Annotated in this window: 24 protein-coding genes; 17 read left to right on the top strand and 7 right to left on the bottom strand. The window is 72.0% G+C overall.

All coding sequences use genetic code 11. The features are described 5' to 3' along the window. Positions 1-99: 99 nt before the first annotated feature. Complete coding sequence (locus tag ADK65_RS35865) at positions 100-939, bottom strand: helix-turn-helix transcriptional regulator (protein WP_053675731.1); 840 nt, start codon at positions 937-939, stop codon at positions 100-102. A gap of 145 nt (positions 940-1,084) precedes the next feature. Between ADK65_RS35865 and ADK65_RS35860 the strand changes: the two genes are divergently transcribed. Continuing rightward, a complete protein-coding gene (locus tag ADK65_RS35860) occupies positions 1,085-1,846 on the top strand; it encodes an SDR family oxidoreductase (RefSeq protein ID WP_053675976.1) in 762 nt (253 codons plus the stop codon). A 20-nt stretch (positions 1,847-1,866) separates the two neighbouring features. Here the strand turns inward: ADK65_RS35860 and ADK65_RS35855 are convergent, their stop codons facing one another. Both ADK65_RS35855 and ADK65_RS35850 read right to left on the bottom strand, forming a co-directional pair. Next, complete coding sequence (locus ADK65_RS35855) at positions 1,867-2,292, bottom strand: hypothetical protein (protein ID WP_053675729.1); 426 nt, start codon at positions 2,290-2,292, stop codon at positions 1,867-1,869. Between the two features lie 278 nt (positions 2,293-2,570). Further along, on the bottom strand, positions 2,571-2,822 hold the full coding sequence (locus ADK65_RS35850) for a hypothetical protein (RefSeq protein ID WP_053675727.1): 252 nt from the start codon (positions 2,820-2,822) through the stop codon (positions 2,571-2,573). Positions 2,823-2,901: 79 nt separating this feature from the next. Here ADK65_RS35850 and ADK65_RS35845 point away from each other — a divergent pair, with 79 nt between their 5' ends. The 3 genes from ADK65_RS35845 to ADK65_RS35835 all read left to right on the top strand — a co-directional run bounded on the left by ADK65_RS35845 (position 2,902) and on the right by ADK65_RS35835 (position 5,594). Beyond that, complete coding sequence (locus ADK65_RS35845; protein WP_053675725.1) at positions 2,902-3,690, top strand: hypothetical protein; 789 nt, start codon at positions 2,902-2,904, stop codon at positions 3,688-3,690. 386 nt (positions 3,691-4,076) lie between these two features. Then, entirely contained in the window at positions 4,077-4,919 is an 843-nt protein-coding gene (locus ADK65_RS35840) for a MurR/RpiR family transcriptional regulator (RefSeq protein WP_053675723.1), read from the top strand. Between the two features lie 90 nt (positions 4,920-5,009). Next, positions 5,010-5,594, top strand: a complete 585-nt coding sequence (locus ADK65_RS35835) for a hypothetical protein (RefSeq protein WP_053675721.1) — start codon at positions 5,010-5,012, stop codon at positions 5,592-5,594. A gap of 92 nt (positions 5,595-5,686) precedes the next feature. Here ADK65_RS35835 and ADK65_RS35830 read toward each other — a convergent pair whose 3' ends face one another. Beyond that, positions 5,687-7,060, bottom strand: coding sequence for a diaminopimelate decarboxylase (locus tag ADK65_RS35830; RefSeq protein WP_053675718.1), 1,374 nt, complete (start codon positions 7,058-7,060; stop codon positions 5,687-5,689). Between the two features lie 129 nt (positions 7,061-7,189). Between ADK65_RS35830 and hutU the strand changes: the two genes are divergently transcribed. From hutU to ADK65_RS35805, 5 genes are all read left to right on the top strand, one after another. Beyond that, positions 7,190-8,854: a urocanate hydratase gene (gene hutU / locus ADK65_RS35825; protein WP_053675716.1), complete on the top strand. Its 1,665-nt coding sequence runs from the start codon at positions 7,190-7,192 to the stop codon at positions 8,852-8,854. Between the two features lie 29 nt (positions 8,855-8,883). After that, positions 8,884-10,086, top strand: a complete 1,203-nt coding sequence (locus tag ADK65_RS35820) for an allantoate amidohydrolase (RefSeq protein ID WP_107092472.1) — start codon at positions 8,884-8,886, stop codon at positions 10,084-10,086. After that, positions 10,077-11,429, top strand: a complete 1,353-nt coding sequence (locus ADK65_RS35815) for a formimidoylglutamate deiminase (RefSeq protein ID WP_107092467.1) — start codon at positions 10,077-10,079, stop codon at positions 11,427-11,429. The genes ADK65_RS35820 and ADK65_RS35815 overlap by 10 nt, the downstream gene beginning before the upstream one ends. After that, entirely contained in the window at positions 11,426-12,703 is a 1,278-nt protein-coding gene (gene hutI / locus ADK65_RS35810) for an imidazolonepropionase (RefSeq protein WP_053675712.1), read from the top strand. Before ADK65_RS35815 ends, hutI begins: the two co-directional genes overlap by 4 nt. Positions 12,704-12,784: 81 nt before the next feature. Further along, entirely contained in the window at positions 12,785-13,105 is a 321-nt protein-coding gene (locus ADK65_RS35805; protein ID WP_053675710.1) for a hypothetical protein, read from the top strand. A gap of 85 nt (positions 13,106-13,190) precedes the next feature. Here the strand turns inward: ADK65_RS35805 and ADK65_RS35800 are convergent, their stop codons facing one another. After that, a complete protein-coding gene (locus ADK65_RS35800) occupies positions 13,191-14,105 on the bottom strand; it encodes an RNA polymerase sigma factor SigF (protein ID WP_107092471.1) in 915 nt (304 codons plus the stop codon). Between the two features lie 251 nt (positions 14,106-14,356). On the opposite strand from ADK65_RS35800, the gene ADK65_RS35795 reads away from it, so the two are divergent. The 4 genes from ADK65_RS35795 (at position 14,357) to ADK65_RS35780 (ending at position 17,716) form a co-directional block, all read left to right on the top strand. Next, complete coding sequence (locus ADK65_RS35795) at positions 14,357-14,734, top strand: STAS domain-containing protein (protein WP_031102780.1); 378 nt, start codon at positions 14,357-14,359, stop codon at positions 14,732-14,734. 243 nt (positions 14,735-14,977) lie between these two features. Continuing rightward, entirely contained in the window at positions 14,978-15,532 is a 555-nt protein-coding gene (locus tag ADK65_RS35790; protein WP_053675706.1) for an ATP-binding protein, read from the top strand. A gap of 276 nt (positions 15,533-15,808) precedes the next feature. Beyond that, positions 15,809-16,510, top strand: a complete 702-nt coding sequence (locus tag ADK65_RS35785) for an LPXTG cell wall anchor domain-containing protein (protein WP_053675703.1) — start codon at positions 15,809-15,811, stop codon at positions 16,508-16,510. A gap of 216 nt (positions 16,511-16,726) precedes the next feature. Beyond that, positions 16,727-17,716 (top strand): hypothetical protein, encoded by a 990-nt coding sequence (locus ADK65_RS35780; RefSeq protein ID WP_053675701.1) that lies wholly within the window; start codon positions 16,727-16,729, stop codon positions 17,714-17,716. A 57-nt stretch (positions 17,717-17,773) separates the two neighbouring features. On the opposite strand, the gene ADK65_RS35775 is transcribed toward ADK65_RS35780, so the two are convergent. Next, positions 17,774-19,279, bottom strand: a complete 1,506-nt coding sequence (locus ADK65_RS35775; RefSeq protein WP_053675699.1) for a peptide MFS transporter — start codon at positions 19,277-19,279, stop codon at positions 17,774-17,776. Between the two features lie 514 nt (positions 19,280-19,793). Between ADK65_RS35775 and ADK65_RS35770 the strand changes: the two genes are divergently transcribed. Together ADK65_RS35770 and ADK65_RS35765 are read left to right on the top strand one after the other, a co-directional pair. Then, the gene (locus tag ADK65_RS35770; protein ID WP_053675697.1) at positions 19,794-20,471 is read left to right on the top strand and encodes a response regulator transcription factor; all 678 of its coding nucleotides are present in this window, start codon (positions 19,794-19,796) and stop codon (positions 20,469-20,471) included. A 28-nt stretch (positions 20,472-20,499) separates the two neighbouring features. Then, positions 20,500-21,777 (top strand): ATP-binding protein, encoded by a 1,278-nt coding sequence (locus ADK65_RS35765; protein WP_053675695.1) that lies wholly within the window; start codon positions 20,500-20,502, stop codon positions 21,775-21,777. Between the two features lie 43 nt (positions 21,778-21,820). Here the strand turns inward: ADK65_RS35765 and ADK65_RS35760 are convergent, their stop codons facing one another. Then, a complete protein-coding gene (locus tag ADK65_RS35760; protein WP_053675693.1) occupies positions 21,821-22,321 on the bottom strand; it encodes a GtrA family protein in 501 nt (166 codons plus the stop codon). A gap of 163 nt (positions 22,322-22,484) precedes the next feature. Between ADK65_RS35760 and ADK65_RS35755 the strand changes: the two genes are divergently transcribed. Both ADK65_RS35755 and purE read left to right on the top strand, forming a co-directional pair. After that, the gene (locus ADK65_RS35755; RefSeq protein WP_053675692.1) at positions 22,485-23,624 is read left to right on the top strand and encodes a 5-(carboxyamino)imidazole ribonucleotide synthase; all 1,140 of its coding nucleotides are present in this window, start codon (positions 22,485-22,487) and stop codon (positions 23,622-23,624) included. Beyond that, a complete protein-coding gene (gene purE, locus ADK65_RS35750; protein WP_107092465.1) occupies positions 23,621-24,148 on the top strand; it encodes a 5-(carboxyamino)imidazole ribonucleotide mutase in 528 nt (175 codons plus the stop codon). The genes ADK65_RS35755 and purE overlap by 4 nt, the downstream gene beginning before the upstream one ends. The last annotated feature ends 1 nt before the right edge of the window (position 24,149 follow it).

The raw sequence follows: 24,149 nt of genomic DNA, 5'->3' as shown, positions 1-24,149 counted from the left end.
CCCTGACCGGGCCCGCGTCCTTCGCGGGGACCGCCGTCGTCCCGCCCCCCGTTCACGGGGGTGCGGCGGTCCCCGCGCATCTCTCTTCCCCGACGCCGTCTACGCCCCCCAGCTGCCCAGCAACTGGAGCCTCTCCGCCGTCCCGGAACCGGGTTCGGGCGTGTACACCACGATCGTCTGGTCCGGCGCCGCCGGGACGGTGAGCGTCTCGTAGGGCAGGGTCAGCAGGCCCGCGACCGGGTGCCGCAGGAGCTTCACGCCGTGGTCGCAGGGCTTGACCAGGTGATCCCCCCACAGGCGGCGGAACTCCTCGCTGGCCCGGGCGAGTTCGGCGACGAGCTCCCCCGTGGCGGGATCGCCGGGATGGTGGCCCGCCTGCAGCCGCAGGTGCGCGACCGTCTGGGCGGTGACCTCGGCCCAGTCCGGGTAAAGCTCCCGCGAGGCGGGGTCGAGGAAGAGACGGCGCGGCAGGCTCAGGTCGCCCGCGTCGCCGAGGCCCAGCACGGCGTCGGCGAGGGGGTTCCAGGCCAGGACGTCCATGCGGTGGTCCAGGACGTAGGCGGGATTGCGGTCCATGCCGTCCAGGAGCAGCTGGACACCGGGGCGCACCCGCGGGGCGGCCTGCCCGTGCCCGTCCTGCCGGCGCGGCCGGGCCACCGCCCGCAGGTACTCGTGCTCGGCCTCGTCCAGCCGCAGCACCCGGGCGATCGCGTCCAGCACGGCGTCCGAGACACCGCCGGACCTGGTCCGGGAGGGCGCCCCGGGACCCCTGCCCTGCTCGAGACGGACGTAGTAGTCGACGCTCACCCCGGCCAGCTGCGCCACCTCCTCGCGGCGCAGGCCCGGGACGCGGCGGCGGCCGTACGACCGCAGCCCCACCTCCTCCGGCCGGATCCGGGCGCGGCGCGAGCGCAGGAAGTCTCCCAGTTCTCCGTCCATGGGCCCGAGCCTAGGTCGCCCGGGCCCGCCGAACCTGGTACTGGCAGACCCAGGATGAGCGCAGCCCTGGGTAGGCGGGACGAGGCAGCCGAGGGTGGTGTCCGAGGCCGGGGAGACGCCCTGGCCGGCACCGAAGGAGAACCCCATGTCGTACGACAGCCTGGCCGGCCGTACCGCCGTCGTCACCGGAGCCGCGAGCGGCATCGGCGAGGCCGTCGCCGTGCTGCTGGCCGCCCAGGGCGCCCGGGTGGCGCTGGTGGCCCGGCGTACGGAACGGCTCACGGCGATCGCCGGGAAGATCCGGGCCGACGGCGGGCAGGCCCTGCCCGTCGCGGCCGACGTCACCGACGAGACGTCCGTGGCGGACATCGCCGACCGCGTCCACGCGGAGTACGGGACCGTCGACCTGGTCGTGAACTGCGCCGGTGTCATGCTGCCGCACCCCGTCGACGACCGGCGCACCGACGAGTGGCAGCGGATGCTCGACACCAACGTCGCCGGGGTGCTGCGGATGATCGGCGCCTTCACCGGCGACCTGGTGAGCGCCGCCGCGGACGGCCGTACGGCCGACATCGTGAACATCTCGTCCGTCGCCGCGCACCTCAGCTTCCCGAACTACGCGGTGTACGGCGCGTCCAAGGCGGCAGTGACCTACCTGTCGGAAGCCCTGCGCGGGGAGTTCGGGCCGCGGGACGTCCGGGTCACCAACATCGAGCCCGGCTTCGTCGAGAGCGAGCTGCGCACCCACATCTCCGACGCGGAACTGTCCCGGCAGGTCGAGGGCATGCTCGACGTGGTGGGCGCGCTGTCCGCCGAGGAGCTGGCCGACCTGGTGGCCTATGTGACGAGCCGGCCCCGCCGGGTCAATCTGCGGCAGATCGTCGCGCTGCCGACGCGGCAGGTCTGAAGCGGACCGCGGGAGGGCGCTCAGTCCTCCCAGCCGCCCTCCCGGGAGGACTTGGGGCGGCGGCCGAAGAGGTTCGGGTTGGTGCGGGCCGCCTGGGCGACGTTGACACCGACGATGCCCGCCCAGGCGACCAGCAGGCCGGGCAGCTGCGCCAGGCCCCCGCCGATCGCGGACAGCGGCACCGCGAGGACCAGGGAGACGATCCCGAAGCCGAACCGCTCGCCCCAGGAGTCCGTGACCCTCGGCGACCGGGTGTCCCGGGCCGTCTGCATCTGCTGCTCGGCGAGCTGCCGGCGCACGCGGCGCTCCACCGCCTCGTCGATCCGCTGGTCGACCTTCTCCAGGAAGGAGTCGACCAGCGCCGACTCGTAGTCCTCGCCCAGCTCCCTGCGGGCGTGCAGGGTGGCGTCGAGTTCCTTCTTCAGGTCGGTGTCCCGCGCGTCCATTCCCGTCATGCGGACCACGGTAGAAAGCGCGACCGCCGGCCGCACTGGGGTTAGCCCCCCTGTTCCCCCAGGGGTCTGCCGGTCCGACCGCCGAGGCGCCCCGGCCTCCTCTGCCCAGCGTGCGCCCCGCATCGTCTCTCCCGCCGACGTCCCGGGACGCCTGAGTGACGTCTGAGGACGCGGATGCGCTGGATAACTGCGGCCAGTTCGTGTGATGGCTGTGGCTGAGTCATGGCCATGTGAACTTGGGGGATCAGCGTGGCACCACGTGCGGCATGTCATCGGCATTCGTCGAAGCGTCGCTTCCTGGCCGGAGACCTGTCGACGACGTACTCCTGCCCACCGGTCCGGAGCAGGGGGAAGTTCGCGCACGGCACCCCGGGAGCGACCCGCCCCCGGTCGCCGGTCGGCGCCGCGATGTCCTGGCCGGAGACGAGGCCGGCCCCGCCGGAGACCGTCTCCGACGACACCGGAGGCTCGGCGGTGATCCGGCAACACGAGACCCACCCGGACACGATCAGGTCCGTCACCGGACCCTGACCTGCGTCAGATCCCCACCCCGCACCGCCCGCCCGGCGGTTCCCACTCACCACTCCGTGAAGGAGACACATGCGCAAGCGCGCTGCCCTTGCCGTACTCACCGCCGTCGCCGCAGCGGCAGGGCTCGCCGTTCCCGGTGCCTACGCGGACGACAACAGGGGCGACATCCAGGTCGACGGTGTCGTCGTCAACGGCGGCAAGAACATCGTGGTCGACACGGCCGACCGGACGGTCACGGTCTCGGTGACGGCCTCCGACCCGTCGGGCATCTGGGACGCCGACTTCAACCTGTGGCGGGGCCCGGACGGCACCGACCCCTACTACAGCGCCGAGGGCCTCATCGATCCCAACGAGAACACCACCCCGGCGGACTGCGTCGCCTCGAGCAGTACGACGTCGACCTGCTCGAAGACCTTCACCTTCGAACCGGACTGGTGGCTCACGAACGCCGACGCCGGCATCTGGAAGGTCCAGGTCCAGGTGTCGGCCAACGACGGCAGCTACACCGACCGGTGGGCCTACACCACCACTCGCCTCCAGCGGCACTCCAAGCTGGCCGTCAACGCGAGTCCCGAACCGGTCGTCAAGGGCAAGACCCTCACGATCACCGGCAAGCTCAGCCGGGCCAACTGGGACACGCTCGACTACCGGGGCTACACCAACCAGCCGGTCAAGCTCCAGTTCCGCAAGGCAGGTGCCACGACCTACACCACGGTCAAGACCGTGTACACCAGCAGTACCGGCAACCTGACGACCACGGCCCTCGCGTCCGAGGACGGCTACTGGCGCTGGAACTTCGCGGGCACCACCACGACCCCGGCCGCCGTGGCGACCGGCGACTTCGTGGACGTGCAGTAGCCCGAACGCCGTCGAGCTCGCACGGCGAGTACGCGCAGGCGCCCTCGTCCCCTGCTGGGGCGGGGGCACACCGCGGGGCCGTTTGACCGTAGTGCCCGGAAGCCCGGGCCCTCGACGGCTCCGAGGACGACCCACTCGCCCGAGCCGTGTCCGCCCTCGGTCTTCTGGTTCGACCGGATCGCCGTGCCCGGGCGGTGACCCCTACGGCACACGGTGGCCACCCCGCACACGTCCCATGGCGATCCGCTCACTGGCGCGGCGGCCGAGGGCTCCACCGACGGGAGCCCCCTAAGGCTTGAGCAGGCCGAGGCCACCGGTCCGGCTTGCCGCTCTGCATATGCTCATGCAGAATCCTCAGCTACTGAATAGGCGAGGGGGAGCACGTCATGAGCGTGACCGACAGCCCTGCCGCGCGGCTGCAGGCACTCTTCGAGGGCCACCGGCTGACGCCGACCCAGCGGCGCATCGCGCACAGCATGGTGCGGCGCGCCGCCGACGTGCCGTTCCTGTCGAGCGTGGAGCTCGCCGAGCTGGCCGGGGTCAGCCAGCCGTCCGTGACCCGCTTCGCCGTCGCCCTGGGCTTCGACGGCTATCCCGCCCTGCGGCGCCATCTGCGGGAGGTGGCCCCCGTCGAACCCGCCGAGGAGACCGCGGCCCACAACGAGTACCAGCAGGCCGTCGAGGCCGAGATCGCGAACCTGCGGCACCTGGCGGACATGCTGGCCGACCCCGCGCCCGTGCAGCGCGCGGGACGCCTCCTCGCGGCCTCCCGCCCCCTCCTCGTCCTCGGTCTGCGGGCCGCCGCCGCTCAGGCACACGGCTTCGCCTACTTCGCCGCCAAGGTCCACCCCGACGTACGGCTGCTCGGCGAGGGCGGCACGATGCTCCAGGACCGCATCGACGCCGCCGTCCGGGCCGGCGCGAGCGCACTGCTCTGTTTCGCGCTGCCCCGGCACCCCCGCGAGGTCGTCGACGCCCTCGGCTACGCCAAGGAGGCCGGGCTGACCGTCGTCACGGTCGCCGACTCCGCCTTCGCGCCCGTCGCCAAGGTGTCCGACCTGTTGCTCCCCGCCGCCGTCGGCACCGGCCTCGCCTTCGACACGGCCTGTGCGCCGATGCTGCTCGGCCGGGTCCTGCTCGAGGCCATGTGCGACGACCTGCCCCAGGCCCAGGCCCGCCTGGAGGAGTTCGACGCGAAGGCGGCGGCGCGGGGGCTGTTCGTCGACTGACAGCGCGCCAGGCGGCTTCTCAGACTCGTCTCACACTGCGCCGCTACCCTTCGGCTCCCCAAAGCTTCGGAGACCGGACGGAGGCTGGACGTGAAACGCGGAGGACAGGGACTGGCCCGGGTGGCCGTCGTCGTACGGGCGGGGGCGGCCCCGCTGTGGTGGCTGGGAGTCCTCGCGGCGGGCATCGGCCTGCTCGCCCCGGGCCTGACCGGACGCCGCATCGGCGTACTGGCGGGAGCGGCCCTCTTCGTCCTGGCCACGGCCGCCGTGGCCCGCGGCCGTCGCAAGCGCTACGCGGCCCTGGCCGCCTCGGCGTCCCGGGCCGGGAAACACGACGTACTGCAGGACCGCGCGGTCACGGTACGCAACTGGCGCCGCGGACACCGCTGGTGGCTCCTCCTCGCCTTCCTCGCCGCCCTGGGCAGCGCGTTCGCCGTCCCGGCTGCCGGGGGCATGCTCCTGGCCGGCTGCGGCGTCGGCCTGTGGCTGAAGTCGGCCTGGCTGGGCCGCCGGGAGCGGGACGGTGACGCGCTGCTGTGGGTCCGCGTGGACTGGCTGCGCGGGGGAGCGGCCCACCCGGCCGGCAAACGGGTGAAGGCCTACCGCAGCACGGGCATCGCGGCGGGCGACGCTGCACCGGGAGGAGCCCGGAGGAAGTCACCGGCGTTGGTGTGACGCCCGTCTTCCGGGGGCGTGGGGAACTGCGCGACCAGCCGCGACGCACCCGAGGCCGGGATCCCTGCGGAACCTCCCGCGGCGTGCCGGCTCTAGGGAACCTCCCACCGCGCTCGCGTCAGCGCATCGGCCTGCGCCCCACCCGACTCGGCCACGACCTCCTCCACGGTCTGCGCCCGCCGCACCACCGCGAACCGCCCGCCCGGCCCGAACCCGTACACCCCGGGCCGCACCAGCGAGTTGTAGCCGTAGTGATGCGCGAAGTAGTACGCCCCGGTGTCCAGCGCCGCCGCGTAGTCCCCCTGCTCCAGCAGCGGCATGGACCGCCCCTCGGCCAGCAGGTCCCCCGCGAAACAGGCCGGCCCCGCGACGTCCTGCACGACCACCGGCCCTTCCTTCGGCCGCCCTTTCGCGTCGTACGCGGAGATACGCAACGGCCAGCTCCCCGGCGCGTACACCGTCCGCGCGGCCACCTGCACCCCGGCATGCGTCACCGCCACCGCCCGGCCGCCGGAGGCCTTCGCGTACTCCACCCGTGCCACCACCGTCCCGTGCTTCGCCAGCAGCGACCGCCCGAACTCGGTGACCAGCCCGTACCGCCCGTCGGCCAGCCCCGGTACCTCCTCCGCCAGCAGCCGCGCGTACTGCGCGTACGTCGGAGTCGTCTCCTCCGACGCGAAGTTCACCGGCAGGCCGCCGCCGATGTCGAGCGTGTCGACCTGCCGCCTGCCGGCCCGCCGGTTGATCTCCTCCGCCAGCGCGTACGTCTCCGCCACCCCCCGTGCCATGAGGGCCAGGGGAACGCCCTGGGACCCGGTGTGGCTGTGCAGCCGGGTCAGCCACGGCCGGTCCAGATACGCCTGCACGACCCACTCCCGGGCCCCTTCGTCGCGCAGCGCCACCCCGAACTTCGAAGTGGCCGTGGCCGTGGACAGCGCCTCGATGGAACCACCGCCCACCTGCGGATTCACCCGGATCCCCAGGGGAGAGCGGCCCGCCCGTGACCGCATCAGGGAGTCGATGCGGTCCAGCTCCTGCGGGTTGTCCGCGTTGACGGCGATGCCCAGGTCCAGGGCCTCACGCAGCTCGGCCGGCGTCTTCGCGGGCGAGTCGAGCACCGTCATCCGCGACGGCACACCCGCAGCCCTCGCCAGGGCCAGCTCGCCCGGGCTCGCGACCTCCGCACCGACGCCCTCCTCGCGCAGCAGCCGCAGGACCGGCACCAGCGGGGTCGCCTTCACCGCGAAGGCGTGCAGCACGGGTGTGCCCGGCGCCAGCACCGCTTCGAACGCCGCCCGCAGTTCCGCCACCGACTCCCGGATGCCGATGACGTCCAGCAGCCCGACGACGGGGCTGTCCTCCCCCAGCAGCCCCTGCTCGACGGCGGCCCGCACCGCCTCGTCCCGCCGCGCCGCGCGCCCGGCCCCGGTGTCGCCCGCCTCTTCCGTCTCGATGTGTGTGCCCATGCGTCCAGCCAAACATCCAGGGCAGCGCCGCGCCGACGCCCCCGACGTATTGACTAGCTCTATTCATGAGGCCAGGATGTGAATAGAAGCGGCAACATTCCGCCGGCAGCACCCACCAGGAGGCAGACCATGTCAGGACCCCGCCCCGTCCGAGCGCCGCGCGGCACGGAACCGAGCGCCCTGGGATGGCAGCAGGAAGCCGCCCTGCGGATGCTGCAGAACAACCTCGACCCGGAGGTCGCCGAGCACCCCGACAAGCTCGTCGTCTACGGCGGCACCGGCAAGGCGGCCCGCGACTGGCGGTCGTTCGACGCCATGGTGCGCACCCTGCGGGGCCTGAAGCAGGACGAGACCATGCTGGTCCAGTCCGGCCGTCCCGTCGGCGTCATGCAGACCCACGAGTGGGCCCCGCGCGTCCTCATCGCCAACTCCAACCTCGTCGGCGACTGGGCCAACTGGGAGGAGTTCCGCCGCCTCGAACACCTCGGCCTGACCATGTACGGCCAGATGACCGCCGGTTCCTGGATCTACATCGGCACCCAGGGCATCCTCCAGGGCACCTACGAGACCTTCGCCGCCGTCGCCGCGAAGAAGTTCGGCGGGACCCTCGCCGGCACCATCACCCTCACCGCCGGTCTCGGCGGCATGGGCGGCGCCCAGCCGCTCGCCGTCACGATGAACGACGGCGTCGCGATCTGCATCGACTGCGACCCGCGCGCCATCGAGCGGCGCATCGAGCACCGCTACCTCGACGTGAAGGCCGACTCCCTCGACCACGCCCTGAAGCTGGCGACCGAGGCGCGCGACGCCCGCCGCCCCCTGTCCATCGGCGTCCTCGGCAACGCCGCCGAACTGGTCCCGCAGCTCCTCGCCAAGGGCGCGCCCATCGACATCGTGACCGACCAGACCTCGGCCCACGACCCGCTGGCCTACCTGCCGCTGGGCACCGCCTTCGAGGACATGGCCGACGCCGCCGCCAAGGACCCGGCCGGCTTCACCACCCGCGCCCGCGAGTCCATGGCCCGGCACGTGCAGGCCATGGTCGGCTTCATGGACGCCGGCGCCGAGGTCTTCGACTACGGCAACTCCATCCGCGGCGAAGCCCAGCTCGCCGGATACGACCGGGCCTTCGCCTTCCCCGGCTTCGTCCCCGCCTACATCCGCCCGCTGTTCTGCGAGGGCAAGGGCCCCTTCCGCTGGGCCGCCCTGTCCGGCGAGGCCTCCGACATCGCCAAGACCGACAAGGCGATCCTCGACCTCTTCCCGGAGAACGAGTCCCTGGCCCGCTGGATCAAGATGGCCGGCGAACGCGTCCACTTCCAGGGCCTGCCCGCCCGCATCTGCTGGCTCGGCTACGGCGAGCGCGACAAGGCCGGTGAGCGCTTCAACGACATGGTCGCGAGCGGGGAGCTCGCCGCACCGGTCGTCATCGGCCGCGACCACCTCGACTGCGGTTCCGTCGCCTCCCCCTACCGCGAGACCGAGGCCATGCTCGACGGATCCGACGCGATCGCCGACTGGCCGCTGCTGAACGCCATGGTGAACGTCGCCTCCGGGGCGTCCTGGGTGTCGATCCACCACGGCGGCGGCGTCGGCATGGGCCGGTCCATCCACGCCGGGCAGGTGACCGTGGCCGACGGCACGGCACTCGCGGGCGAGAAGATCCGCCGGGTGCTCACCAACGACCCGGGCATGGGCGTCATCCGGCACGTCGACGCCGGCTACGACATCGCCGAATCGGTGGCGGGGGAGCGGGGCGTCCGCGTCCCCATGCGCGAGGGTGACCCGGCGTGACCCAGGACACCGGCGGCTCCTTCCACCAGATGTGGCGCGAGCTGCTTCCTCTCGGCCGGCACCCCGACTCCGGCGGCTACCGCCGGTTCGCCTGGAGCGGCGTCGACGGCGACTGCCGGGCCTGGTTCGAGGACCAGGCCACCGCCCGCGGGCTGCGCTTCGAGGTCGACCGGAACGGCAACCAGTGGGCCTGGCTCGGGGATCCCGCCGAGGGCGACGCCGTCGTCACCGGATCGCACCTGGACTCCGTGCCCGACGGCGGCGCCTTCGACGGCCCCCTCGGGGTCGTGTCCGCCTTCGCAGCCCTGGACGAGCTGCGCGGCCGGAACGCCCGCTTCGACCGGCCCCTTGCCATCGTGAACTTCGGCGACGAGGAGGGCGCCCGGTTCGGACTCGCCTGCGTCGGGTCCCGGCTCACCGCCGGGCGGCTCACCCGCGAACAGGCGCACCGGCTCACCGACGGCGACGGCGTGACCCTGCCCCGGGCCATGGAGGCGGCCGGATACGACCCGGACGCCATCGGACCGGACCCCGAACGGCTCGCCCGCATCGGCGCCTTCGTCGAACTGCACGTCGAGCAGGGGCGCGCCCTCGACCTGTCCGGCGACCGGGTCGGCATCGCCAGCGCCATCTGGCCCCACGGCCGCTGGCGGTTCGACTTCCGCGGCGAGGCCAACCACGCCGGCACGACCCGCCTCGCCGACCGCCGCGACCCCATGCTGTCCTACGCCGAGACCGTCCTCGCCGCCCGCCGCGAGGCCGAACTGGCCGGAGCCGTCGCCACCTTCGGCAAGATCGCCGTCGAGCCCAACGGCGTCAACGCCATCCCCTCCCTGGTGCGCGGCTGGCTCGACTCCCGTGCCGAGGACCAGACGAGCCTCGACACCGTCGTCGGCGGTATCGAGAAGGCGGCCAGGAGCTACGCGGACGCGCACGGCGTCGACCTCGACATCGTCCGCGAGTCCTTCACCCCCGTCGTCGAGTTCGACCACGCCCTGCGCGACGAACTGGCCCGCATCCTCGGCACGGACGCCGGCCTCACCGTCCCCGTCCTCGGCACCGGCGCGGGACACGACGCCGGGATCCTGTCCGGGAGCATCCCGACCGCCATGCTGTTCGTGCGCAACCCCACCGGCGTCTCCCACTCCCCGGCCGAGTCCGCGAGCGAGGACGACTGCGTGGCCGGGGTACTCGCACTCGCCGACGTACTGGAAGGACTGGCGTGCAGGTGACGACAGCAGCCCCGCGGACGTACTGGCTGGAGCACGCCTGGCTCGGCACCCACGTCGAGCCGGGCGTGGCCCTGGAGGTCGCCGACGGCCGCATCGCCGCCGTCGGCACCGGCGTCCCCGCCCCGCCCCCCGGCGCCGAGGTCCTGCGCGGGCTCACCCTGCCCGGCCTGGCCAACGCCCACAGCCACGCCTTCCACCGCGCCCTGCGCGGCACCGTCCAGGTCGGCTCCGGCACCTTCTGGACCTGGCGCGAGGTCATGTACGCCACGGCCGCCCGGCTCACCCCGGACAGCTACCACGCCCTCGCCCGCGCGGTGTACGCAGAGATGGCCCTGGCCGGCATCACGGCCGTCGGCGAGTTCCACTACGTCCACCACGCCCCCGGCGGCACCCCCTACGCCGACCCCAACGCCATGGGCGAGGCCCTCATCGCAGCAGCCGCCGAAGCCGGGATCCGCATCACCCTCCTCGACACCGCCTACCTCTCCTCCGGCTTCGGACAGCCACCCACCGGCCACCAGCTCCGCTTCTCCGACGGGGACGCCGAGGCCTGGGCCGCACGCTCTTCACTTCTCAAGGAACGGGATCACGCACGGATCGGCGCGGCGATCCACTCCGTACGGGCCGTGCCCGCCGAGCAGTTGCAGACCGTCGCACGATGGGCCGAGGAGCGGCGGGCCCCGCTCCATGTGCACCTGTCCGAGCAGACCGCCGAGAACGAGGCGTGCCGGGACATCCACGGCTGCACCCCGGCCCAGCTCCTCGCCCTGCACGGCGTCCTCGGGCCGCGCACCACCGGCGTCCACAACACCCACCTCACCGCCGAGGACATCTCCCTCATCGGCGGCAGCGGCACCGGCACCTGCATGTGCCCGACCACCGAACGGGACCTGGCGGACGGCATCGGCCCGGCCGCCGCCCTGCAGAACGAGGGCTCACCGCTCAGTCTCGGCTCCGACAGCCACGCCGTGATCGACCTGCTCGAAGAGGCCCGGGCGATGGAGCTGAACGAACGGCTGCGCACCCGCACCCGGGGTCACTGGACGGCGGCGGCCCTCCTGCGGGCGGCCTCGGAGGACGGCCACGCGGCCCTCGGCTGGGACGAGGCCGGAGCCCTGGAGGCCGGCGCGCTCGCCGACTTCACCACCCTCGCGCTCGACTCGGTCAGGACGGCAGGGCCGCTTCCGCGGCTCGGGGCCGAGACGGCCGTATTCGCCGCGTCGGCAGCGGACGTGTCGCATACGGTCGTGGCAGGCCGGCACGTCGTACGGGACGGGGTCCACTCCCTCGTACCGGATGTGCCGCGGGCCCTCGCGGACGCCGTCGAAGCCCTGCGCGGATGAGGCCGAAGAATCCGGGCAGCGCATCCGAACCCACCGCCGACCAGGCCACCAAGGACGCCATGAGCAACGCGACGACCGTCAGCCCCGCCCACTCCGCGAGCACCGCAAGCACGCTCATCACCAACATCGCCAGTCTGGTCACCAACGACCCCTCCCTCGGTGACGGTTCCCCCCTCGGACTGGTCCAGGACGCGGCCGTCGTCATCGAAGGCGACCGCGTCGTGTGGACCGGTGACCGAAGCAAAGCACCCGCCACTGACAACCGGGTCGACGCGGGCGGCCGTGCGGTCCTCCCCGGCTTCGTCGACTCCCACTCCCACCTCGTCTTCGCGGGCGACCGGACGCAGGAGTTCAACGCCCGGATGTCCGGGCGGCCGTACAGCGCGGGCGGCATCCGCACCACCGTGGCGGCCACGCGGGCGGCGAGCGACGAGGAACTCGGGGCCAACGTCACCCGTTACCTGAGCGAGGCCCTCCGCCAGGGCACCACCACGTTCGAGACCAAGTCCGGCTACGGCCTGACCGTCGAGGACGAGGCCCGGGCCCTGCGCATCGCCGCCGCCCACACCGACGAGGTCACCTACCTGGGCGCCCACATCGTTCCGCCGGACTTCGCCGAGGACCCGGCCGGCTACGTCGCGCTGGTCACCGGCGAGATGCTGGAGGCCTGCGCCCCGCACGCCCGCTGGATCGACGTCTTCTGCGAGAAGGGCGCCTTCGACGGCGACCAGGCCCGCGCGATCCTCACCGCCGGCAAGGCGAAGGGCCTGCACCCCCGCATCCACGCCAACCAGCTCTCCTACGGTCCCGGTGTGCAGCTCGCGGTCGAGCTCGACGCGGCCAGCGCCGACCACTGCACCCACCTCACCGACGCGGACGTGGACGCCCTGGCCTCCGGCCGTACGGTCGCCACCCTGCTGCCCGGCGCCGAGTTCTCCACGCGGGCCGAGTGGCCGGACGCGCGGCGGCTGCTGGACGCGGGTGTCACGGTGGCGCTGTCCACGGACTGCAACCCCGGCTCGTCCTTCACCTCGTCCGTCCCGTTCTGCGTGGCGCTGGCGGTACGGGACATGGGGATGACCCCCGACGAGGCGGTGTGGTCGGCCACGGCGGGCGGGGCGGCGGCCCTGCGGCGCGACGACGTCGGCCGTCTCACCCCGGGCGCGTACGCCGACCTGACGCTCCTCGACGCCCCGAGCCACGTCCACCTGGCCTACCGGCCCGGCGTCCCCCTGGTCAGCGGGGTGTGGCGGCGCGGAGAGCGTGTGGTGTGATCACCGGCCCGCGATAATGCGATGCCGAGTCGGACGACGGCCGGCATCGGCTGAGGGCGGGGACACATGGGGCGGGGACGGATGGCGAAGCACTGGTCGGCACCACTCGTGGTGAACGTACTGCTCGGGATCCCGGGCGTGGTGCCGTTCTGGCTGCTCTGGTACCTCGCGGCGAACTGGCCGCTCGCCGACGCGGGCTGGACCACGCGGGAACCCACCGAGAACGACGGCATGGCCCCCGCGCTCGTGATCGTCGTCCCCGTCGTCACGCTCTACGGCCTGATCTGGTGGCTCGCCAACAGGCCGCTCCGGCGCCGGACGGCACTCGCCCCGCACACCTACTGGCTGCTGAGCCTGACGGCCCCGCTGCTGCCGACGGCGGCGCTGTTCCTCAACTCCTGAAGGGCCGCCGCCACCACCGGTGGCACGCGCCCGGGGGCGGGCCGTCCGGCCCGCCCCCGAGGGACACGTACACCAGGGTCGAGGATCAGTCCTCGACGGTCAGCCCCTTGCGCAGCTTCACCAGCGTCCGCGACAGCAGGCGCGAGACGTGCATCTGCGAGATGCCGAGCTCTTCGCCGATCTCCGACTGCGTCATGCCCGCGACGAACCGCAGGGACAGGATCTTCCGGTCGCGCGGCGGGAGTTCGGCAATCAGCGGCTTCAACGACTCGACGTATTCGATGCCTTCGAGTCCGTGGTCCTCGTAGCCGATGCGGTCCGCGAGCGCGCCCTCGGAGTCGTCCTCCTCCGGCTGGGCGTCCAGCGAGGAGGCGGTGTAGGCGTTCGACGCGGCCATGCCCTCGACGACCTCGTCCCTGGAGAGGCCGAGACGCTCGGCCAGCTCCGTCACCGTCGGGGCGCGGTCCAGCTTCTGGGCCAGCTCGTCACCGGCCTTGGCCAGGTCGAGCCGCAGCTCCTGCAGCCGCCGCGGGACCCGCACGGACCACGAGGTGTCGCGGAAGAAACGCTTGATCTCGCCGACGATGGTCGGCATCGCGAACGTGGGGAACTCCACACCGCGGGACAGCTCGAAGCGGTCGATCGCCTTGATCAGGCCGATGGTGCCGACCTGGATGATGTCCTCCATCGGCTCGCTGCGGGAGCGGAACCGGGAGGCGGCGAACTTGACCAGCGCGAGGTTCAGTTCGACGAGCGTGTTGCGGACGTACGAGTACTCGTGGGTCCCTTCCTCCAGCGTCTCCAGACGCTCGAAGAGGGTCCTGGACAACGCCCGGGCGTCGACCGCGTCGACTTCCTCGTACGGGGGGATGTCCGGAAGTCCGGCGAGGAGGCCGTCCTGTGTGACGAGCATCTCGGCCTGCTCGATGGGTTCCAGATGGTCCGGAGGGGGTGTCGACGTCGCTTTGTGGGTACGCGATCCGTCGAGCCGGGGTGACATGATGTCCTCCATCGTTCTCGGCATATGGCTGCCGGAGCCGTCAGGTGCACTGCGGTGTGCGGCGCCTCCAAAGCCGGCCGTGTCGGGTACGTGTCCTTACTAGGCCTACCCGCTTTCCCGAGCCCACCGCAAGTGCGTTCTGTGGGCATATGTCCGTTTGTGTGTAGTTGTTCGGGTGTCGGACCGTGCCGGGAAGGCGTAGTGTTCGAGGGCGTCAGCAACCAGCCTCGACGTCAGGAGAGAGAGACGGCATGGACCGCGGGACGGTCGGCAGCGCACAGTCTGGCCGGCTTCTGGTGGAGGTGCGGGAAGAGGGCTCTAGTGCCGTCGTGACCCCGGCGGGTGAGTTGGATCACCACACCGCCGATTTGTTGCGTGAGCCACTCGAGGACTGCCTCGCCAAGGGATTCAAGCGCCTGGTCATCGATTGCGCGCGCCTGGAGTTCTGCGACTCCACGGGGCTCAACGTGCTCCTCGGGGCGCGGCTGAAGGCGGAGGCCGCCGGTGGCGGCGTCTCGCTCGCCGGTATGCAACCGGTGGTGGCACGCGTGTTCGAGATCACGGGTGCGGACGCGGTCTTCAGTGTCCATGACTCGCTCGAGGCGGCCTTGGCCGACGAGTCGGGCTGACCGGCGGTGCGTCGGCGCGCGGTGCCTCGGCGATCCCTCTGTGACCGGTGTCCCAGCCCTGTCACGTCATTCGTGCGGAATGCATGGGTGTTCAGCCGGTCCACCCGGGCAGGAGACATCCTGAACCTGTCGGGCACCCGGGTGGCGGGGCGGCCGTGAAACCGATGTGCCGCACATCGCGTGACTGACTGTGTAGTGAACGTTTTGAATTGTGAACTGGTGAATCGGTGAGGTGAAGCGCTGATGAGCACCACCCGGCCCTACCCGCCGGGCGACCGCGGGCCGGAGCCCGGCGGCGCTTCCGGGGCGTCCGAGGGTGGCGTAGCGGCGACCGGTGCGTCCGGCGAGGGCGCGGAAGCGCCGTCCGGGGCCGCGTCGTCGCAGGGGGGTCCGCAGGTGCGTCGGCTGAGCTTCGAGGACGAGAGCGGCGTCGTTCCGATGGCCCGCGACTTCACCCGCCAGGCGCTGTACGCGTGGGGCTGGCTGCCTGCCGCCTCCGCCGACCAGCGGGCCGCGGCCGAGGATGTGCTGCTGGTCGTGTCCGAGCTGGTGACCAATGCGTGCCTGCACGCCGAGGGGCCGGACCAGTTGCGGATCTCCTGCGACAACAAGGTGATCCGCGTCGAGGTCGCCGACCGGGGAACCGGCCAGCCCGCACCCCGTACGCCGCACCGCGCGGGACGCCCGGGTGGTCATGGCATGTTCATCGTCCAGCGCCTCTGCCTGGACTGGGGCGTGGTCCGTACGCCGGGAGTCTCCGGCAAGACGGTGTGGGCGGAACTGGGCGCACCCGCCTGATCCTGGGGACTCCTGTTCGGCCGGGGGCGTCCGCGTCACGAGCGCGTCCGCCCGCATCCCGTGGGGCGCCTTCGGTCACGGTGCTCTCGGTCGTGCGTCCGAACGGGTGACTGCCCGCACCGCGCGGCCGCCGCGTTTCCCCCCGCGCGCGTCGCTCACCGCACGCCTGATCCCTCACAGATCCGGCGTGCGCCGTGTCTTCCTTCCTCGAGGCCCCGGGCGTACCTTGACGGCCCGATCTGATACGCCGTCAGAAACAGGAAGGGGAGCGGCACCGTGTCGTACCGGAAACGAACCGCCGCGCTCGCGTCCGCCGCGGCCCTGGCCGGCTCGGCGGTGTGGATGGCCGCCCCCGTCGCCCGGGCCGAGGTCGTCGACGTCGACTACCAGTGCAAGACGCCGATCGGCGACAAGAGTGCCGTCTCTCCCATCGACATCAAAGGCGTCAAGAAGGGCAACGGCTACCGGCTCACCATGTCCTGGCAGAAGGGCGTCTCCTCCAGCCCGGTCGAACTGGGCAAGGGCGCGATGACGCCGAGCGCCACCATCGCCCTGGGCGGTGCGGACAGCGGCACCCTGTCGGTGACCGGCCCCGCCAACGACGCCGCGATCCCGGCCAACACGCCCATCAAGATCAGCGACCTGAGCGGCACGTACACGCCGAGGAAGAGCGGCGCAGTGACCTTCACGGCCGGCGTGCTCACGATCAAGGCGCTCGGCACGACGACCACCTGCACCCCGACGAAGGACCCGGGCCCGTCCCTCACCCTCGACGTCGAGGCCAAGGGGGGCGGCGGCACGACCGGCTCCGCCCAGGGTGGCGATTCCGGCCCGGACACCGGCGCCGGACTTCCGCGGACCGGGCCCGAGGACTCGGCGGTCGCCCTCGGCACCCTGGGCGGCACGGTCCTGCTCGCCGGAGCGGCAGGTGCCCTGTGGCTGACACGGCGCCGTCGAGGAGCAGAAACGGCCCGTTGACCGGAGACCCTCCGGCAGACGTACCGCTCCGGGGGGTACGGGCGGGACCGCTGCCCCTGCGCCCCTCCCGGCCGGTGCACTGCCGAGTGGGCGACCGCACGCTGCTCGGCCGCGCACAGACCCCGTACGACCGTGTCCGGTGCACCGCTGAGCGCAGGACCGTACGCCGCCCGGTGCCGGCCCCGCGCCGGCACCGTACGACCGCTGGAGCCGCCGATGCCGCCCGCCTTCCGCCTTCCCTACGTGTCCCTGTGGGTGCTGTCGGCGCTGCTGTCGGTCCTGGCGGGCGCCGGGCCCGTCGCGGCGGCGGACCGGCCCCTCGTCGAGCTGTCCAAGGCCCAGGCCGGCACGGGCGGTTCGGTCACGGTCAGCGGCAGTGGCTGGCGGCCGCGTGCCCTGCTGACACTGCTCGTGTGCGGGCAGGCCGAGCCGCGGCGGGGCGTGACCGGCGGCACCAACTCCTGTGCCAACGCCGACGGTCGCGCCGTCACCACCGGCGCCGACGGGCGCTTCCGCCGCGAACTGCCTGTCGTGGAGCCGCCCGTGCCGTGCCCCTGCGTGGTGCACGTGGCCACCGCGACCGGAGCCGCCGCCGAGGCCGACGCGGCCCTCCAGGTCGCCGGGCACGCGGTCGAGCCGCTGCCCGCCGACGCGGCCGGCGGACGGCTGTCCCCGCTCACCGACACCCGGCTGCGGGGCTCGGGAGGACTGCTCACCTGGTTCGGCTCCCCGCCCTCCCGGACCCTCGTCGTCACCGTCGGCAACGTCGGCACGTCCCCCGTGAGGAACCCGGTCTTCCAGGTCGGCACCTCGCACGGCGTATACGCCCCCCAGTGGCAGGCCCAGCGGTGGCGCGGCACGATCCGGCCCGGCGGCAAGGCCCGCATCGAGCTGCCCGTGGAGCTCGGCGCCGGGGCGCACGGCGACTACACCGTGTCGCTGAAGTACGGCGGCAAGGTGCTCGCGGAACATCCCTGGGGCGTGGGCCGCCCCTGGGGTGTGACGCTGTTCTGGGTCCTCGTCCTCCTGGTCGTACCGGCGGCGCTGGTGCGCGGCGCACTCGCCGCGATCGACCACGCACGGCCCCGCAGCCCGGGCCACGCGGCCCGCCCGGCCCGCCGCCTGCCGCCACCGGCCCCACGCCGGGCCTCCGCCACGCCCTGGTTCGCCCCGGAGGGTGATCCCCCGAGATCGACCGGGACATGAGGAAGGGCCGTCACACCCCGGTGTGACGGCCCTTCTCCCGTGGTCAGGCAGCGGCGGTCAGCGGACGTCGCCCATCATGGCCTTGACCTTCCGGCGGTACATGTACACCGCGAAACCGGCGACCACGGCGAGCGCCGCCTCCAGGGCCACGAAGCCCGTCCTGTCGAGGTTGACCCCGCCGACGGCCGGGTTGGACAGCAGCGCGGTGACGGAGTCGCCCGCGGTGACCGCGAGGAACCAGACACCCATCATCTGCGAGGCGTACTTCGCCGGCGCCATCTTCGTCGTCACGGACAGACCCACCGGCGACAGCGTCAGCTCGCCGACGGTCTGCACGAAGTAGATCGCGACCAGCCACATCGCCGCGGCCTTGTGGCCGCCCTCGGCGATCGAGAGCGGGGCGAGGAAGAGGAAGAAGGAGGCACCCACCAGGACCAGGCCGGAGGCGAACTTCACGATGGTGCTCGGCTCCTTGCCGCGGCGGTTCAGCCACAGCCACAGCCAGGCGAAGACGGGCGCCAGGGCCATGATCAGGACCGGGTTGACCGACTGGTACCACGAGACCGGGAACTCCCAGCCGAAGATCGTGTTGTCGGCGCTCTTCTCGGCGAACAGCGACAGGGTGGAACCACCCTGGTCGTAGATCATCCAGAACACGGCGGCGGCGACGAAGAACCAGATGTACGCCGACACCTTCGACCGCTCGCCGGAGTCCAGGTCCTTGTCCCGCATGATCCGGGAGATGACCAGGATCGGCACGATCAGGCCGAGGAGCGTGAGCGGGATCAGCGCCCAGTTCAGGGTGAAGTGGCCGGTGCCGCCGACGAGGCCGTAGAAGACCACGGCGACGGCCAGCCAGATCAGGCCCTTGCGCAGGGTGGAGGCCTTCTCGGCGGGCGTCAGCGGGGTCGGGACCACACTGCTCTTCGCGTCCAGGTGGCGGCTGCCGAGCAGGAACTGGACGAGGCCCAGCGCCATGCCGAGCGCGGCCAGCGCGAAGCCCAGGTGCCAGTCGACGCTCTCACCGACGGTGCCGATGACCAGGGGCGCGATGAAGGCGCCGAGGTTGATGCCGATGTAGAAGACCGTGAAGCCACCGTCGCGGCGCGGGTCCTCCGGACCGTCGTAGAGGTGGCCGACCATCGTGGAGATGTTGGCCTTCAGCAGGCCGGAACCGACGGCGACGAGACCCAGGCCGACGTAGAAGCTCGCGGCCGCGGGCAGCGCCAGGCACAAGTGGCCCAGCATGATGACCACGCCCGCGACGGCGACCGTCTTGCGGGGGCCCAGTACCCGGTCGGCGAACCAGCCGCCGGGCAGGGTGAGCAGGTACACCAGCGACAGGTACACGGAGTAGATCGCCGTCGCCGTACCGGCGCTCAGGTGCAGGCCACCCGGGGCCACGAGGTACAGCGGGAGCAGGGCCCTCATGCCGTAGTAGGAGAAACGCTCCCACATCTCGGTCATGAACAGAGTGGCCAGTCCGCGGGGGTGGCCGAAGAAGGTCCGCTCGGCACCGGGGGTGCCCGGTCGGGCCGAGTCCTTCGTCAGGCTGGACGCCATGGTCGTTCCTTGCTGCTCGGGACGCGCCCCGTGGCAACGGAGGTGCGCCCGGTGGGGGTGTGCCGGCACCGGCGGGCAAGGCCGTCCGCCCGACGCCTTCGGGAGGTCCGCTCCGGGTCACGAAGCGGTGGGCGGTAGCCGCCGGGATCCATGCCTCTACGCGCGTCGCCGCACGACGAGGCCCGGCCACAGGTCGTTTCGGTGGGGGGCCGGCGAGAACCGGCCCGCACACAAAAGAGACCTTCAGGGCAAAGGCCTCCGAAGGTCGCCATGGTGCTACAGGCGTTGATTCACCATACGGCAGGACACCGCCCCATATGGAAGGACTTGAGACAAGGATCACAGGTGTCGCTGGAACCGCACACCCGTTTCCAAGGTCCTTCTTACATTCCCATCCCAGAGGCGGAGGTTCTTACGCTTACCTCAAGGACGTAAGAACCGTGCATGCCGACGGTAAGAATCAAGGGTTCCGGTCACACCCCAGCTCAGGGCGTCGCAGGTCTACCATCACCTCATGACCCGTGTACTGCTCGCCGAGGACGATGCGTCCATCTCGGAGCCGCTGGCCCGTGCTCTGCGCCGGGAGGGCTACGAGGTCGAGGTCCGTGAGGACGGACCCACCGCTCTCGACGCCGGACTGCAGGGTGGCGTCGACCTGGTCGTGCTCGACCTCGGTCTGCCCGGCATGGACGGCCTGGAAGTGGCCCGCCGCCTGCGGGGCGAGGGACACGCCATCCCGATCCTCATCCTGACCGCGCGCGCCGACGAGGTGGACACCGTCGTCGGGCTCGACGCGGGCGCCGACGACTACGTCACCAAGCCGTTCCGGCTCGCCGAGCTGCTCGCCCGGGTGCGGGCCCTGCTCCGGCGCGGCGTCTCCGAGCCGCAGCAGCCGCCCGCCACGCACGGCGTGCGCATCGACGTCGAGTCGCACCGCGCCTGGATGGGCGAGGAGGAGCTCCAGCTCACCGCCAAGGAGTTCGACCTGCTGCGGGTGCTGGTGCGCGACGCGGGCCGGGTCGTCACCCGCGACCAGCTGATGCGGGAGGTCTGGGACACCACCTGGTGGTCGTCGACCAAGACCCTCGACATGCACATCTCCTGGCTGCGCAAGAAGCTCGGCGACGACGCGGCCAACCCCCGCTACATCGCCACCGTGCGCGGTGTGGGTTTCCGTTTCGAGAAGAGCTGAGCCGCGAGGCGGGCTCGGGTAACAGGACATGCGTCGCCGACTGATCCAGTCCACGCTCGCCGTGGTGCTCGTCGTGATCGCCGTCTTCGGCGTCTCCCTCGTCATCGTCGAGACCCGGACGATCAGCAACAGCGCCCAGGAGCGGGTGGACTCCGAGGCGGTCCGCCTCGCCAGCGTCGTCGACAGCCGGCTCTTCGGGGCGCAGCAGGTCGACGCGGAGGTGCTGCGCCAGCAGGTCACGCAGGACCGCTACTACGCGGTGATCCGCATACCCGGCGAGGCGCCCATCGAGGTCGGCGACAAGCCGGACGGTGACGTCATCACCGCGACCGCGCCCGGCGAGGAGGGCGAGACGGTCACCGTCCAGGAGCCCCGTTCCTCGGTGACCCGTGAGGTCGGACGGACGCTGCTGATCATCGCGCTGGTCGCGCTGCTGGCGGTGGTGGCCGCGGTGCTGCTGGCCGTCCGCCAGGCGAACCGGCTGGCGTCGCCGCTGACCGACCTCGCGGAGACGGCCGAGCGGCTCGGCTCGGGCGATCCGAGGCCCCGGCACAAGCGGTACGGGGTGCCCGAGCTGGACCGGGTGGCGGACGTGCTGGACGGCTCCGCCGAGCGCATCGCCCGCATGCTGACCGCCGAACGACGGCTGGCCGCCGACGCCTCCCACCAACTGCGCACGCCGCTCACGGCGCTGTCGATGCGGCTGGAGGAGATCACCCTCACCGACGACCCGGACACGGTGAAGGAGGAGGCGACGATCGCGCTGACGCAGGTCGAGCGGCTCACGGACGTCGTGGAGCGGCTGCTGACGAACTCCCGCGATCCGCGCACCGGCTCCGCCGTCTCCTTCGACCTCGACGAGGTCATCCAGCAGCAGCTCGCGGAGTGGCGGCCGGCGTACCGCAGCGCGGGGCGGGCGATCGTCAGCTCCGGCAAGCGGCATCTGCGCGCGGTGGGCACGCCCGGCGCGGTCGCGCAGGTCCTGGCCGCCCTGATCGAGAACTCCCTCATGCACGGCGGCGGCACGGTGGCCCTGCGCACCCGCGTCACCGGCAACCAGGCGGTCATCGAGGTCACGGACGAGGGGCCCGGCGTCCCCGCCGACCTGGGCGCGCGCATCTTCGAACGGGCGATCAGCGGCCGCAACTCCACGGGCATCGGCCTGGCGGTCGCCCGCGACCTCGCGGAGGCCGACGGCGGCCGTCTGGAGATGCTCCAGACCAAACCCCCGGTCTTCGGCCTGTTCCTGTCCCGCACGCCCCTGCAGAAGCCCGCGGACGACGACGAGGAACCGACGGTCCGCTAGAACCGCCGGTCCGCCGAAGCCGCGCCGCCGGGCCTCGGGAGGGCTACGGCACCTGCTGCTTCGTCTTCTCGTGGGCGGCGGGCCCGGTTGGCTCGAACGGGGCCGGGGCCGACTCGTCGGCGGGCAGCGCGCGGAAGACCCAGGAGCGGTAGGACCAGAAGCGGAACAGGGTCGCGATGCCGATGCCCAGGAACTTGAAGACGTTGTTCTGCAGCGGCGTGTTCCAGCCGAAACCGTACGTGGCCGCGTACAGGACGCCGTTCTCGATGACCAGGCCGATCGCGCTGAACAGCAGGAAGAGGGTCATCTCACGCGTACGGCGGCTCTTGTCGCGGTCACGGTAGGTGAAGTAGCGGAAGCCGACGTAGTTGAAGACGATCGCCACGACGGTCGCGATGACGCTCGCGCGGACCACCTGCAGGTCCGTGGTGTGGCGTACGAGGTTGAAGACGAGGAGGTTGACCAGCACCCCGGCGCCGCCCACCGCGCCGAACTTGGCGACTTCGTGAACGACCCGTCGGAGCCGGGAGGCACCATGTCCCATGGTCGTACAGGCCCCCGTCCGTTCGTCGGCGTCAACCAAGCCATGCTAACCACCCTCCCGCGCGATCTTCCTGCCGATGCCGGTGGGCGGCCGGAGATGGTCCGGGGAGAGCCGGTGGGGGACAGGAAACCGGCCACTCTGGCGCGGCCGATACCCTGGGGGCGTGACGTTCCCGGTAGTCGGCATGGTCGGCGGTGGCCAGCTCGCTCGTATGACACACGAGGCGGGCATCCCGCTGGGCATCAGGTTCAAGCTCCTCAGTGACACCCCGCAGGACTCCGCTGCGCAGGTCGTGAGCGATGTCGTCATCGGCGACCATCGCGACCTCGACACGCTGCGCGAGTTCGCCCGGGGGTGCGATGTGATCACCTTCGATCACGAACACGTACCCACCGAGCACCTCAGGGCCCTGGAGGCGGACGGCATCCCCGTCCGCCCCGGCCCCGACGCGCTCGTGCACGCCCAGGACAAGGGGGTGATGCGCGCGAAGCTCGACGCGATCGGCGTTCCCTGCCCCAGACACAGGATCGTCTCCGATCCGCAGGACGTGGCGGCCTTCGCGGCCGAGGGCGAGGGCTTCCCGGTCGTCCTCAAGACCGTCCGCGGCGGCTACGACGGCAAGGGCGTGTGGGTCGTCGACTCCGTCGAGGAGGCCGCCGACCCCTTCAAGGCCGGTGTGCCCGTGCTCGCCGAGGAGAAGGTCGACTTCCTCCGGGAGCTCGCCGCCAACGTGGTGCGCTCCCCGCACGGTCAGGCCGTCGCCTACCCGGTCGTGGAGTCCCGCCAGGTGGGCGGCGTCTGCGACACGGTCATCGCCCCGGCCCCCGACCTCGACGAGGCCCTCGCCCTGGAGGCCTCCGAGATGGCGCTGAACATCGCCAAGGAGCTCGGCGTCGTCGGGCACCTCGCGGTCGAGCTGTTCCAGACCCGCGACGGCCGCATCCTCGTCAACGAGCTCGCGATGCGCCCGCACAACTCCGGCCACTGGTCGATGGACGGCGCCGTCACCAGCCAGTTCGCCAATCACGTGCGGGCCGTCCTGGACCTCCCGCTCGGCGATCCGCGCCCGCGCGCCCCGTGGACCGTGATGGTCAACGTCCTCGGCGGGGACTTCCCGGACATGTACTCCGCGTACCTGCACTGCATGGCCCGCGACCCCCAGCTCAAGATCCACATGTACGGCAAGGACGTGAAGCCCGGCCGCAAGGTCGGACACGTCAACACCTACGGCGACGACCTGGACGACGTGCTGGAGCGCGCCCGTCACGCAGCCGGCTACCTGAGAGGCACCATCACCGAATGAGCCCTGTTGTTGGCATCGTCATGGGGTCGGACTCCGACTGGCCCGTCATGGAGGCCGCCGCCAAGGCCCTCGACGAGTTCGAGATCGCCTACGAGGTCGACGTCGTCTCCGCGCATCGCATGCCGCGCGAGATGGTCGCCTACGGCGAGCAGGCCGACGCCCGCGGGCTCAAGGTGATCATCGCCGGGGCGGGTGGCGCCGCCCACCTGCCCGGCATGCTCGCCTCGGTGACCCCGCTGCCGGTCATCGGCGTGCCCGTGCCGCTGAAGTACCTCGACGGCATGGACAGCCTCCTGTCCATCGTGCAGATGCCGGCCGGTGTCCCGGTCGCGACGGTCTCCGTCGCCGGGGCCCGCAACGCCGGTCTGCTCGCCGCCCGCATCCTCGCCGCACACGACGAGGAACTGCGCGGCCGGATGCGCGACTTCCAGCAGGAGCTGAACGACCAGGCCACCGAGAAGGGCAAGCGCCTGCGCTCCAAGGTCGAGGGCGCGGGCGGATTCGGCTTCGGCGCGGGGAAGTGAC

Source organism: Streptomyces sp. NRRL B-1140 (assembly GCF_001280065.1).
Lineage (GTDB): Bacteria > Actinomycetota > Actinomycetes > Streptomycetales > Streptomycetaceae > Streptomyces.
This window is presented reverse-complemented; position numbering and strand designations above follow the sequence as displayed.

Excerpts from the sequence above, each read along its gene's own strand:
- ADK65_RS35795 (WP_031102780.1), top strand. The coding sequence starts at position 14,357 with ATGGACCGCGGGACGGTCGGCAGCGCACAGTCTGGCCGGCTTCTGGTG.
- ADK65_RS35770 (WP_053675697.1), top strand. The coding sequence starts at position 19,794 with ATGACCCGTGTACTGCTCGCCGAGGACGATGCGTCCATCTCGGAGCCG.
- ADK65_RS35765 (WP_053675695.1), top strand. The coding sequence starts at position 20,500 with ATGCGTCGCCGACTGATCCAGTCCACGCTCGCCGTGGTGCTCGTCGTG.
- ADK65_RS35760 (WP_053675693.1), bottom strand. The coding sequence starts at position 22,321 with ATGGGACATGGTGCCTCCCGGCTCCGACGGGTCGTTCACGAAGTCGCC.
- ADK65_RS35860 (WP_053675976.1), top strand. The coding sequence starts at position 1,085 with ATGTCGTACGACAGCCTGGCCGGCCGTACCGCCGTCGTCACCGGAGCC.
- ADK65_RS35845 (WP_053675725.1), top strand. The coding sequence starts at position 2,902 with ATGCGCAAGCGCGCTGCCCTTGCCGTACTCACCGCCGTCGCCGCAGCG.
- ADK65_RS35855 (WP_053675729.1), bottom strand. The coding sequence starts at position 2,292 with ATGGACGCGCGGGACACCGACCTGAAGAAGGAACTCGACGCCACCCTG.
- ADK65_RS35780 (WP_053675701.1), top strand. The coding sequence starts at position 16,727 with ATGCCGCCCGCCTTCCGCCTTCCCTACGTGTCCCTGTGGGTGCTGTCG.
- ADK65_RS35830 (WP_053675718.1), bottom strand. The coding sequence starts at position 7,060 with ATGGGCACACACATCGAGACGGAAGAGGCGGGCGACACCGGGGCCGGG.
- ADK65_RS35790 (WP_053675706.1), top strand. The coding sequence starts at position 14,978 with ATGAGCACCACCCGGCCCTACCCGCCGGGCGACCGCGGGCCGGAGCCC.
- ADK65_RS35775 (WP_053675699.1), bottom strand. The coding sequence starts at position 19,279 with ATGGCGTCCAGCCTGACGAAGGACTCGGCCCGACCGGGCACCCCCGGT.
- purE (WP_107092465.1), top strand. The coding sequence starts at position 23,621 with ATGAGCCCTGTTGTTGGCATCGTCATGGGGTCGGACTCCGACTGGCCC.
- ADK65_RS35805 (WP_053675710.1), top strand. The coding sequence starts at position 12,785 with ATGGCGAAGCACTGGTCGGCACCACTCGTGGTGAACGTACTGCTCGGG.
- ADK65_RS35800 (WP_107092471.1), bottom strand. The coding sequence starts at position 14,105 with ATGTCACCCCGGCTCGACGGATCGCGTACCCACAAAGCGACGTCGACA.
- ADK65_RS35840 (WP_053675723.1), top strand. The coding sequence starts at position 4,077 with ATGAGCGTGACCGACAGCCCTGCCGCGCGGCTGCAGGCACTCTTCGAG.
- hutU (WP_053675716.1), top strand. The coding sequence starts at position 7,190 with ATGTCAGGACCCCGCCCCGTCCGAGCGCCGCGCGGCACGGAACCGAGC.
- ADK65_RS35865 (WP_053675731.1), bottom strand. The coding sequence starts at position 939 with ATGGACGGAGAACTGGGAGACTTCCTGCGCTCGCGCCGCGCCCGGATC.
- hutI (WP_053675712.1), top strand. The coding sequence starts at position 11,426 with ATGAGGCCGAAGAATCCGGGCAGCGCATCCGAACCCACCGCCGACCAG.
- ADK65_RS35820 (WP_107092472.1), top strand. The coding sequence starts at position 8,884 with ATGTGGCGCGAGCTGCTTCCTCTCGGCCGGCACCCCGACTCCGGCGGC.